At 60.2% G+C, this 11,164-nt stretch carries 9 protein-coding genes; 6 read left to right on the forward strand and 3 right to left on the reverse strand.

Features of this window, described 5'->3' with window-relative positions; all coding sequences use genetic code 11:
- Nucleotides 1-52: 52 nt before the first annotated feature.
- Nucleotides 53-1,342, reverse strand: a complete 1,290-nt coding sequence (locus tag OB2597_RS03190) for an ABC transporter substrate-binding protein (protein WP_009804076.1) — start codon at nt 1,340-1,342, stop codon at nt 53-55.
- Nucleotides 1,343-1,398: 56 nt separating this feature from the next.
- Nucleotides 1,399-2,262 carry a metallophosphoesterase gene (locus tag OB2597_RS03195; RefSeq protein WP_009804077.1) on the reverse strand — a complete coding sequence of 288 codons (864 nt, stop codon included), beginning with the start codon at nt 2,260-2,262 and terminating at the stop codon, nt 1,399-1,401.
- 135 nt (nt 2,263-2,397) lie between these two features.
- On the opposite strand from OB2597_RS03195, the gene OB2597_RS03200 reads away from it, so the two are divergent.
- A complete protein-coding gene (locus OB2597_RS03200; RefSeq protein ID WP_009804078.1) occupies nt 2,398-2,937 on the forward strand; it encodes a TetR/AcrR family transcriptional regulator in 540 nt (179 codons plus the stop codon).
- A 15-nt stretch (nt 2,938-2,952) separates the two neighbouring features.
- Here OB2597_RS03200 and OB2597_RS03205 read toward each other — a convergent pair.
- A protein-coding gene (locus OB2597_RS03205; protein WP_086000820.1) for an IS3-like element ISOba1 family transposase occupies nt 2,953-4,142 on the reverse strand; the annotation gives its coding sequence in 2 pieces (ribosomal slippage) (nt 2,953-3,890 and nt 3,890-4,142; 1,191 coding nt in all).
- 1,165 nt (nt 4,143-5,307) lie between these two features.
- On the opposite strand from OB2597_RS03205, the gene OB2597_RS03215 reads away from it, so the two are divergent.
- Genes OB2597_RS03215 through OB2597_RS03235 form a run of 5 tightly spaced genes read left to right on the forward strand, consistent with a single transcriptional unit; the run spans nt 5,308 to nt 11,125 of the window.
- Complete coding sequence (locus tag OB2597_RS03215) at nt 5,308-6,225, forward strand: DUF6963 family protein (protein WP_050759191.1); 918 nt, start codon at nt 5,308-5,310, stop codon at nt 6,223-6,225.
- A 2-nt stretch (nt 6,226-6,227) separates the two neighbouring features.
- The gene (locus tag OB2597_RS03220; RefSeq protein ID WP_009804079.1) at nt 6,228-6,884 is read left to right on the forward strand and encodes a TetR/AcrR family transcriptional regulator; all 657 of its coding nucleotides are present in this window, start codon (nt 6,228-6,230) and stop codon (nt 6,882-6,884) included.
- Nucleotides 6,881-8,542, forward strand: a complete 1,662-nt coding sequence (locus OB2597_RS03225; RefSeq protein ID WP_009804080.1) for a thiamine pyrophosphate-dependent enzyme — start codon at nt 6,881-6,883, stop codon at nt 8,540-8,542. Before OB2597_RS03220 ends, OB2597_RS03225 begins: the two co-directional genes overlap by 4 nt.
- 42 nt (nt 8,543-8,584) lie before the next feature.
- Nucleotides 8,585-10,174 (forward strand): ABC transporter substrate-binding protein, encoded by a 1,590-nt coding sequence (locus tag OB2597_RS03230; RefSeq protein ID WP_009804081.1) that lies wholly within the window; start codon nt 8,585-8,587, stop codon nt 10,172-10,174.
- Between the two features lie 9 nt (nt 10,175-10,183).
- Nucleotides 10,184-11,125, forward strand: a complete 942-nt coding sequence (locus tag OB2597_RS03235; protein WP_009804082.1) for an ABC transporter permease — start codon at nt 10,184-10,186, stop codon at nt 11,123-11,125.
- Nucleotides 11,126-11,164 lie beyond the last annotated feature (39 nt).

Consider the following 11,164-nt stretch of genomic DNA (forward strand, 5'->3'; position numbering starts at 1 on the left):
TCCCGGAGAGGGGGGGCGCCGGACGCGGGAGATGCGTCCGGGCCAGTGACGGTCAGGGCATCAACCGCTGCGTGCGCTCCTGCGCCTCGGTCAGGGTTGCCTTGACGTCGTCGTCCTCGCCGAAGGTCGCCATCTCCATCGCGTCCATCATCGAGATGCCGATCTGCAGGTAGTTCGGCCCCGGCAGCGGCACGTAGGGCGCGAGGTTCTTCAGCTGCGCGAGGTTCGGCTGCAGCAGCGGATGGTCCTTGACCCATTCGCCCAGATATTCCGGGTCCTCCACGATCTCGGGCCGCAGCGGCAGGTAGCCGATTTCCGAGGTGATGATCGTGTAGCCGCGTTTTGATGTGAGGAACTTCATCAGCTCCCAGGCGGCACGCTGCTTGGCGGGATCGGTCGAGTGAAGCGACAGAGCGGAGCCGGAGTTCGAAGGCTTCACCGGCTTGTCGCCGAAGGCGGGCATCGCGGCGGCGCGGAGCTCAAAATTGTCCTCGGCCCCTTTCACAAGGTAGCCCTGGATCGCGGAGGTCTGGAGATACATCGCGGTGTTGCCAGCGGCCATGCCCTCCATCTGTGCGGTGATGCCGAGGTTCCGGGTGATCCCCGCCTGCGCGAGCGAGCGGAGCATCTCGACGGCCTCGATCGCTTCGGGTTCGGCGAAGGTCATCTTCGTGCGGTCGGCGTTGATTACCGCGCCGCCGTTCGAGGCGATGACGCCCTGCATCAGCCAGTCGAGCGCGGTCGGCCCGTAGATGCCGGTGGCGAGCGGCAGGTAATCGGTCGTGGCCTTGATCTGATCGCCTGCTGCCTTCAGCGCCTCCCATGTGGCGGGCGGGTTCTCGGGGTCGAGGCCGACCTCGCGGAAGATGTCGGCGTTGTAGAAGAGCACCGGGGTCGAGAAGGTGTAGGCGAGGCCGTAAGTCTTGCCGTCGAGCTTGCCGAGTTCGAGACCGTTCGGGACCATGCCCTCGAAGTGACCGGCCAGTTCGGCCTCGGACACGATGTCCTCGAGCGCCACGGCGCCGAGGTTTTCGGCCGCGAAGCCGAGTGCGGCAAAGGGCATCTGGACGAGGTCGATGGGTTGGCCCGCCACGAGGTCGGCCTGTAGGCGGGTCGCGATGTCCTGCGGCGGGACTGGGACGCCCTTCACGGTGACGTTCGGGTTGGCCGCCTCGAACTCCGCGATCATCTTGTTGGTCGCGTCGGCGCCGTTGCCAGCGGAGGCGAGGTTGTAGTTGTAGAAGGTGATGGTGACCGGCTCGGTCACCGACTCGGGGATGGTCTGGGCGCTGGTCATGGTCGCGCTCGTCGCGAATGCCAGGGCGATCAGGGAGGTCTTCATTTCAGGTCTCCATTTTGTGGGGAAGGCGCGGCCCCGAAAGGCCACCGGGGTTCAGGTCACTCGGCGGCCGTCTTGGCGGCGGCGATGTGGTCGAGGATCAGCTGCATGTCGAGCCGATGGCGCACCTCGCGGGTCTGCGGATGGGCCACGAAGGTGGTGGTCAGCCCAGCCGGGAAGAGCTGGCAAACGGCGAAGCCGGTGGCATCCAGCATGTTGAACGCGCCGGGCAGGGCGACGACATCGGTGCCCGCGTGATGGCCTGTACCGATGATGACCGGCACGCCGTGCCATTGGGCGACGCGGTCCATGTGGACATGGCCGGAGAGGATGCCGACGACGTCATGGCCCGCGATGGCCGTGCGCAGTTCCTCGGTGGCGACGGCAGAAAGGGATTCCCACTCCATGTCCGAGGCGGTCAGGTCGATCATAGGGGCGTGGTGCATCACCAGCAGCTTGGGCAGGTCCGGATGGGCGGCGAGGCGGTCCTTCAGCCAGTCGATCTGGCCGGCTTCCCAGTAGCCGCCGATTTCGTTGGGGACCGAGCTGTCGAGGGTGATCAGGTGCAGCCCGTCGATCACGCGGTCATGGTCGAAGGGCTGCGAGGCGTCGGTGTAGAGTTCCGGAAAAGCGGCGGCGAAGCCTTCGCGCTTGTCGTGGTTGCCGAGGGCGAAGAGGACCGGGATGTCGAGACCCGAAGCTGCGAAGATCTCGGCCACGGTGCGGTAGGCCTCGGGATCGCCGCGGTTGGTCAGGTCGCCGGAGGCCACGATGAAGGCCGGGGCATCGTCCATCCGCCCGATCTCTTCCAGGGTGCGCTCGAGGGTCTCGCGCGTGTCGTTGAAGAGCATGTCGTCCTCGACGCCGGAGGCGTTCACATGCAGGTCGGTCATGTGGATGAAGGTGAGGTGTCGCTGTGCCATATGGGCCGCTCCTTTGAGTGACAGGTCCGATCGGCGCCAGAACTCAAAATCCTTGTGCCGAGTCGCCGACACCACTAGGCTTCGTTTGTAACGACTGAATGAAGGTTCATTCATCTGATGACAAAACCAATACCGATGCGCGACCGCATCCTCGATGCGACCGCGAAACTGCTGGTCGAACACGGCACGCAGGCCTCAATGTCGAAGATCGCCGGACAGGCCGAGGTGGCCATCGGCTCGCTGTACAACCACTTTGCTTCGAAGGAGGACCTGATCCGCGCCGTCTACGAACGCCTCGCCGAGGAGGTCACGACGCTGCTGGTCGAGGGCGACGACCCGGCGGCTGCGCCGGAAGTGCGGTTGGAGAGATACCTCGACAACTACATCGACTTCATTTGGTCGGACCCTGAGCGAGCGATACTGTTCGAATACCTGTCGAACGTCCCGTTGTTGCCGGCCGAGGACGTGATTGTCAGTTTTCGTGGTAGCTCCGACTTCATCGGAGACATTCTCCAATCCCTTCGTGACGCGGGGTGGTTAATGCACGGCGATCTCTTTTTGATGGGCGGATTCATAGGCGGCGCAATACGCAACACGTTGAAGTGGAACCGAACGTATGGGCGTGATCTCACCGTTGCGGACCGCACCCAGATCAAGACCATGTGCCTGCACTGACCTGCCACTGAACTTTCATCCAGCCGCGACCGGAGCCCGGTTGGTGTTTACGCCGATCGGCGCAGGTTTAGCAATCGCCCGACGCGCGGAGCTTTCATCTCGCGCAGCGGGGCGGGCGATTGCGGTGGTCAGGGCCCGTGCGTAGTCAGCCGGGGTCTGGTAGTCCAAGGCCGAATGCGGGCGTTCTGTATTGTAGTCGGCAGCCCAAGCGGCAATCACGATCCGCGCGTGGGCCAAGTTCCGGAACATGGTCTCGTTGAGCAGTTCATCCCGCATCCGGCCGTTGAAACTCTCTACGAAGCCGTTCTGCATCGGCTTGCCTGGCGCGATGTAGTGCCATTCGATCCGGTGCTCGGAACACCACCGCAGGATGGCGTTGGAGGTCAGTTCCGTGCCGTTGTCGCTGACAATCATTCCTGGTTTGCCACGGCGTTCGATCAGGGCCGTCAGTTCACGTGCCACGCGGCGCCCCGATATCGAGGTGTCCGGTATTGCCGCGAGACATTCACGGGTGACGTCGTCGACCACGTTGAGAACCCGGAAGCGCTGGCCATTGGCGAATTGGTCATGGACGAAATCCAGCGACCAGCGCGCATTGGGCCGCGCCTCGACCAGGATCGGGGCTCGCGTCCCGACAGCCTTGCGCCGGGCCTTCCGCTTGCGCACCGTCAGCCCCTCCTCGCGGTAGAGCCGATAGATCCGGTTGATCCCCGAGGGCTCACCCTCGCGGCGCAGCAGGACGAACAGGCGTCGGTAACCGAACCGCCGCCGCTCGTGGGCCAGGTCCCGCAACCGACCGCGCAGAACCGTGTCCGGGGCACGCCGAGATCGGTAGCGTATCATCGTTCGATCCGCGCCGACGATATGGCAGGCCCGCCGCTCCGACAGGCCATGCTCGGCCCGAAGATACGCGACGGCTTCACGCTTCACGGCGGGCCCTACCACTTTTTTGAAACCAGATCCTTCATCGCAGCCAGATCCAGCATTTGCTCGGCCAGCAGCTTCTTCAGCTTCGCGTTCTCATCCTCCAGCGCCTTCAGCCGCTTGGCCTCTGACACCGTCATGCCGCCGAACTTGGCCTTCCAGTTGTAGAAGGTGCCTTCGGACATGCCGTGCTTGCGGCACAGGTCAGCGCACTTCGCACCAGCCTCGTGCTCGCTCAGGATGCCGATGATCTGTTCGTCCGTGAATCTCGTTCGCTTCATTGTCCGTCCTCAAGATAGGCCGGACTCTAATCGACGGTGGAGGAAAAATCCCGTGGCAGGTCAGCACGCGCTCACCTTTCGGATTGAATGAATAGCGCTCTTGGAAATAGCCGCTGACGTCTACCCTGTATGCTGCAAATGCCGCTTCGAGCCGACACCATGCACCGCTCGCTCCGCTCATGGCCGGCAGCTGAGGCGTAAACCTGTCAGGGCGGGCCTAGAGCAGTTCCTACGCGCCAACTCTCATTTAGGAGTCGACCCTCGAGACAGCTGCCGAAGAACGTTACCCACAAACCGCTTCGTAAGGGACGCCATCAGTGTGTCTCTCGTCGGGGCCTTTGGGCCTAGGGAGAAGTGTAATTTGACGTGGCCTCCGGGGTCGTCATCGCTAGCTGGCCTGCGTCTGATCTCGGCACTCCGACACGCGGGCCGCGCCTCCGGTTAGGATGGCGCGGGCTTCGGTCGTTCGGGGGCAGGTCATGTCGCCCTCTAAGACGACGATCCTGCCGCAATCGTGGCAGCGAACCTCGAGAGTCCTCCCGTCGTCTATGATGTCGCGAATCCGGAAAGTGCATTTGGAGAGCTGAGGAAGCCCAGGATGTTTTGGGCATGCTGTTGGTGATATGCGAGCAGCCAGCGTCTGGTTGGGGCGCCCGCCATATTCGTGCGCGCGAAAGATGACGTCGTAGGTGAAAAAGCGGGCGTACTGGCCGCGACTATCTTCGTTCTTGTCGATCGTTGTCTTGCCTCCATCGCCCTTCGCATTGATTTTCGGGCTCCGGGCGCGTCACGCCGCGGCTTTTCCATTTCTTGAGGCCCTCGTAGCAGAGAAATTCGTCTGACATTGTCGTCAGCCATTCCATCGATGGTAATCCGTGAAGGGGAGATCGAGCCCGGTGCCTGCACTCGCTGCTCGAGTAAGAACGAAAATAAAGGGGCAGACCGCGAGGCCCGCTGCCGATTAAGGGTCTACCCCGAAAGCTTGGGCTGCATTCTCGGTCAAGTGATGCCTGGTGACGGATGAATTTTTCCGCGCTGCATGTGGGTAAACAACAGCTTGCCCACGACCTCGAGCCATTCAAACAGACAGCCGTTGACAGGCAGAAAGAATCTCATAGGGTGTGAATGTGACCGGGTGGTCACAAGGGGATGGAACGGATTCACTATGACGGTAGGGATCGCAGCTTATGGGCTGGAAGCTGGGAGGGCGGTGCTCGAAGGAGTGTTGGCGACTGAAGTACTTGGTCGCGGTTCTATTGGTGGTTTCGTGGTCTTTTCTGTTCTCGACGAACACGGTCAGCATCAGCAAGTGAGCCTTCAGTGTGGTGGTATTACGGCCCTCGATGACTTCGATCTGCGGCCGGGGGTGCGTTGCGCGGCAGCGATCTCCAGCGGTCCGAACAGGCCGGAACCGCTTTCGCAGTTTCTCGCAGGGCGGGATGGTCTTGGTCTCGTGACGGGCCACCGCTTGCCCCAACGTATTGGTTCATCGGGGCTGCCGCTGAATTCTTCGGCGCTTGAACGAATGGCGCAAGGCCATGCACCCCACGAGGCGGTGCAGTCGGAGACCAAAGAGAACCCGGAAGCAGACTTCGGACTCATTGCCGTCGCTGCAGATGGAAAGATCGGTTTCGGAAATTCCGCACGGGTTCAACGCCGGGTCGATCTGCTTGAAGTTTCCCGCCTCGAAAAGGAGGCCGGTTTCGCGATGCTCGGAAACTCGATCTACTTCAACAACGCTTGTCGGGATCACGTCGCGATTGGAGATCTGATCTGGTCGCGCCTGACGGGATCTTCTTCCAAAAACTTCATCGCCAAGTTGGGAAGGCCAGCACCCGTCTCTGTGTCGGAAGAGGACTGGATCGAGATCGACGATGATGGCGGGGTCTTGGGAATTGGGCGAGCAGATCCCTGGTGGCCTGCTGCAGAGGGTATCACCTCGGTCGTCTACTCCGGTATGCCGGTCTGGCGGAACAGCTCGCTTGCAGGAACTTGCCTGACGGAAGTGTTCGCCACGCTCGGCAATGGTTTAGCTACGCCACACGCCTCACATCAATACCACTTCGCAGTAAGGAGGTCGTGAGGATGTCGCGCCGCGAAAAGACTGAACAGGCAATTCTTGAGGCGCTCGAAGCCCAGCTGATCGAAGGCGGAATGCAGAGTGTTGGGGTGAATGCAATTGCAAAGCGCGCGGGCGTAAGCAAGGAGCTGATTTACCGGTACTTCGATGGTCTGCCAGGGTTGATGTCTGCCTGGATGCAAGGTCGGGACTATTGGAGCAGCAAGGCAGGTGTTCTTCGCGCCGACGATACGAGCAACCTGACTCCCGCAGCATTGATACGCGGAATGTTGCGCGAGCAGGAAACAGTTCTCGCTCGCGACCAAGCGGTCGCGGCGGTCCGGCGTTGGGAGCTAATCGAACGCACGGAGGTAGGCGATCGGCTTAGGGCCCGCCGTGAACGGGAAGCGCGGACCTTTATCAATCGGCTCGATGGCTTGACTGATGCGGCAGACGTTCCGGCCTTCGTAGGCGTACTCCTGGCGGGGATCTTGTACCTGTCACTTCGTGCCAAGACCGAGGATGTATTTCTCGGTGTCCCGCTGCGTACGGAGGAGGGGTGGGGCCGAATATGGAATGCGGTTGATCTAATGATCTCCGCGCTCCCCGAGGATTTGCGGGAAGAGTCGTTGAGAACGCTCGAAGAAGCCCGCGCGTCGAACAACTTGGAGAAAGACGAATGACCAGAGCAGCTGACCTCCTCGCGAGGTCATTGATTCAGCACGGTATCGATCGTGTTTTCTGCGTACCTGGTGAGAGCTACCTGAGCGTACTTGATGCCATGGTGGATGTGTCAGAGCTCCAGGTCGTGACCGCGAGACATGAAGGCGGAGCGGGTTTCATGGCGGTCGCAGACGCCAAGATTTCCGGCCGCACCGGGGTCGCGTTTGTGAGTCGCGGGCCGGGAGCTATGAACGCCGCAATCGCAGTTCATACTGCGCAGCAGGATGCAGTCCCCTTTGTTCTTTTCGTGGGACAGGTGGAGCGGTCGCACCTCGGAATGAACGCATTTCAGGAAGTGGACCATTCCCTCGTATTCGGCTCCATGTGCAAGTGGACGGCCGAAGTCCGTGATGCTGACCGGGTCGGTGACATCGTTGCGACGGCATTGCACAAAGCACGCTCGGGGACGCCAGGTCCGGTAGTAGTTTCCCTCCCGGAGGACATGCTCGACGATGCTGTGAGTAGCGTACAGGTGCCGGCCCGTGGGCGGACACGCGCCGCGGCGTCGAGCGATGACATAGCTCGTCTTTGTGAAATGATTGGTGCCTCGCACAAACCTCTAATCATTGCAGGTGGCCTTCTACAGACAGAAGAGGGCCGGGAAGCCGTAACTCATGTCGCGGAGAAGCTCGGGATACCCGTTGCGGCAGCTGTTCGACAGATCGACGTAATAAACAACGATCATCCGAACTACGCGGGCCACATGGGCTACGGAGTACCGACCGAACTGATCAAAGCTCTATCGAAAAGCGACCTTGTTGTCGCAGTGGGCGCGAGACTGGGTGATGTAACCAGCCAAGGCTACACATTCCCTGCGGCCCCAGTTCCCTCCCAGCCCGTGATCCAGATATGGCCCGACGCAAACGAACTGGGTAGCTTCAGAGATCTTGCATTTGGCATTGCTGCGGACCCTGTCCAGGTTTTGAGACAGCTCGCGGAGAACGTTCCAGAGCGACCTGACGACCGCCATGTCGGCTGGACTCGCGAACTTCACGAAGGCGCGGTTCAACTGCGAAAGTGGGAAGGGCCAGACGAGGCGGAAGACGGCGTCGTGTTTGGTGCTGTCGTACGTGAGTTGGATGCACTCCTCGCCGATGACGCGATCATCGCGAGCGACGCGGGTAACTTCGGGGCGTGGGTTCAGAAAGTATTCCGATTTGGCGGGCAGCGACGGATGCTTGGTCCTTGCTCTGGCGCAATGGGTTTCGGCGTGCCTGGAGCCGTTGCTGCAAGCCTTCGCTTCCCTGATCGCCAAGTGGTTGGCTTTGCCGGCGATGGCGGGGTCCTGATGACGGGGAATGAGCTTGCGACTGCGCTCCAGTATGGCGCCTGTCCTGTCCTGGTCGTGTCCGACAACGGGTCCTACGGAACGATCAGGATGCACCAAGAAAAGAGCTTCCCAAACCGCCTTGCGATGACTGACCTGAAGAACCCTGATTTCAGGGCGTGGGCCGAAAGCTTCGGAGCGCTCGCATTTCAAATTGAACGGGCGGGCGAGATACGACCGACGCTGGAAAAAGCGCTTTCGGCGAAGCGGCCCGCACTCGTCGCGGTGCGAACGAGCCTCGAGTACATCTCGCCGACAACAACCATTTCGCAGCTCAACAACAAGCGCTGACAAGAACTTCACTCAAGTCCAACAGAGCAACAGGAGAAGCTCATGAATAAGCAGACTACAAGAATCGGGAAGAACCGACTGGTCGCTGCTGCAACGGGCGCAGCGATCGCTTTAGGTGCAACCTCGGCAAGTGCGGAAACGCTTAGAGTCGTGATGCAGTCCGGACTTCGCATTACCGACCCCATCATGACGACGGCGTTCATCACCCGAGACCACGGGTACATGATCTACGATACACTCCTAGGGGTGGATTCCGACTTCAATGTCCGTCCGCAGATGGCCGACTGGGAAGTCTCGGAAGACGAAAAGACCTACACTTTCACTTTGCGTGACGGGCTTGCGTGGCATGACGGCGCTCCGGTGACCGCCGAAGACTGCGTAGCGTCCATTAAGCGTTGGGCGGATATCGACAGCACAGCAAAGCCTCTGATGACGATGGTCGACAACATCGAAGTCGTCGACGATAAGTCCTTCAAGGTGCAACTCAACACGCCGACTACGCTTCTTCTGGCGGGGCTCTCGAAAATGAGCTCGCGCGCTCCCTTCATGATGCCGAAGCGCATCGCGGAGACGCCCGCGAGCGAGTCGATTGACGAGTATGTCGGATCGGGTCCTTTCGTCTTCGTAGAAGAGGAGTTCCAGCCGGGCATCAAGGTGGCCTACGAGAAATTCGAAGAATACGTACCTCGTGACGAGCCGCCGAGCTGGACTGCCGGCGGCAAGGACGTGAAGGTCGATCGCGTCGAATGGCTGACGATGCCGGACCAGATGACAGCGATCAATGCACTTCAAAGTGGCGAGGTCGATTTCATCCAACAAGTGCCGTTCGATCTCCTTCCGTTGGTTGAGAACGCGTCCGATATCGACGTCAACATCTTGGATCCGCTTGGTGCCTGGACCTACTTCCGCATGAACTGGCTCCATTCTCCGTTCGACAACAAGCTGGTACGTCAGGCAGCGATCGCAGCGGTCGACCAGGAAGATGTCATGCAAGCTTTGGTCGGAAATCCTGAATACTACCGTACCTGTGCCGCAATTATGGGCTGCGGAAATGTCAACGGCGACGAATACGGTAAGGAATGGGTTGTAGAAGGGCAGATCGAGAAGGCGAAGTCGCTTCTCGAAGAAGCCGGCTACGATGATACTCCAGTGGTCATAATGGCGCCGACCGATCTGGCAATGGTAGTCCCTCAGCCGATCGTCATCGGTGACGCGCTTCGCAAGGCCGGCTTCAACGTCCAGATGAAGATGATGGACTGGCAGACACTGGCCGCCCAGCAAGGCAACCAAGATGCGCCTTCGGAGGGCGGGTGGAACATCTTCTCTACCTACAGCATCCTTGCAACAAGTGGCGACCCTTTCGGGAACACGCCTCTTTCGACGGATGGGCGCGAGTCCTGGGCCGGTTGGCCGGACGTACCTGAGATATCCGAGCTTCGGCTCGACTACGCCAAGGCTGCCTCAGTCGAAGAACAGAAAGAAATCGCCAAGAGGATCCAGAAAATCGCCATCGACGAGGGTGTCGTCGGGCCGCTCGGCCAATTCCGCATCCCTGCGGCCTGGAGCTCGGAGTGGAGTGGCTTCCTCGAAAGCCCGATCACTCTGTTCTGGAACATCTCAAAAGAAGACTAAGGTCTGCCCATGCTCCCCTATGTCCTCAAACGAGTGCTGTCCGCGGTACCGGTGATGATCATCGTCGCCGTGGTGATTTTTGCCCTCCTGCGCCTGACGCCGGGAGACCCTGCGGCCATTCTCGCGGGAAACGATGCTACTGGGGAGCAACTCGCGCAGATCCGCGAAAGCCTTGGGCTGGACGAGCCAATACTCGTCCAGCTCGCAACGTGGTGCAAAAACATCATATCGGGAGACCTTGGCGTCTCACTCCTATCCGGCGTTCCGGTCACTAAGATGATTGCGGATCGCGTAGGACCAACTCTGGCCTTGGCAGTGGGTACCATTTCCGTGACGATCCTTGTGGCGATCCCGATGGGGATTGTCGCAGCCGGGAGGCTTGGAGGATACCTTGATCGGATCGTGATGGCACTCTCGGTTCTCGGCTTTTCTGTCCCGATTTTCGTGACAGGATATGTCCTCATCTATTTCTTCTCACTGAAACTTGGTTGGCTGCCAGTGCAAGGTTATCGCCCGCCGAGCGAAGGGTTGTTTCCCTTTCTCCAGAGGTTGGTCCTGCCGGTGCTTGCCCTGAGTGGCGTGTACATTGCTCTCGTCGCACGCATTACACGCAGCAGTATCATCGAGGTTCTTGGCGAAGACTACATTCGGACGGCCCGAGCCAAAGGGGCTACCGGGCGAAGGATCCTTTTGCGCCATGCTCTGCGAAATGCCGCTGTCCCGATTGTCACCATTATCGGTATCGGTATCGCGTCCTTGATAACGGGGGTGGTCGTCACCGAGTCCGTATTCAATCTGCCCGGCCTAGGCCGGCTGGTTGTCGAAGCGGTACTTGCCCGGGATTACCCGGTCATCCAGGGTCTCATCCTTTTGTTCTCGTTTACTTACATCCTGATCAATCTCGTGGTCGACATCCTCTACACGGTTTTCGATCCGCGCATCCGTTACTAAGGGGACGCTGAAGTGAAGCAATACGCATCCGAGGGCCCC

Source organism: Pseudooceanicola batsensis HTCC2597, from assembly GCF_000152725.1.
GTDB classification, from domain to species: Bacteria; Pseudomonadota; Alphaproteobacteria; order Rhodobacterales; family Rhodobacteraceae; genus Pseudooceanicola; species Pseudooceanicola batsensis.

Bases quoted from the DNA above. Each gene is read 5' to 3' on its own strand.
- OB2597_RS03190 (WP_009804076.1), bottom strand. From the start codon at position 1,342: ATGAAGACCTCCCTGATCGCCCTGGCATTCGCGACGAGCGCGACCATG.
- OB2597_RS03195 (WP_009804077.1), bottom strand. From the start codon at position 2,262: ATGGCACAGCGACACCTCACCTTCATCCACATGACCGACCTGCATGTG.
- OB2597_RS03200 (WP_009804078.1), top strand. From the start codon at position 2,398: ATGCGCGACCGCATCCTCGATGCGACCGCGAAACTGCTGGTCGAACAC.
- OB2597_RS03215 (WP_050759191.1), top strand. From the start codon at position 5,308: ATGACGGTAGGGATCGCAGCTTATGGGCTGGAAGCTGGGAGGGCGGTG.
- OB2597_RS03220 (WP_009804079.1), top strand. From the start codon at position 6,228: ATGTCGCGCCGCGAAAAGACTGAACAGGCAATTCTTGAGGCGCTCGAA.
- OB2597_RS03225 (WP_009804080.1), top strand. From the start codon at position 6,881: ATGACCAGAGCAGCTGACCTCCTCGCGAGGTCATTGATTCAGCACGGT.
- OB2597_RS03230 (WP_009804081.1), top strand. From the start codon at position 8,585: ATGAATAAGCAGACTACAAGAATCGGGAAGAACCGACTGGTCGCTGCT.
- OB2597_RS03235 (WP_009804082.1), top strand. From the start codon at position 10,184: ATGCTCCCCTATGTCCTCAAACGAGTGCTGTCCGCGGTACCGGTGATG.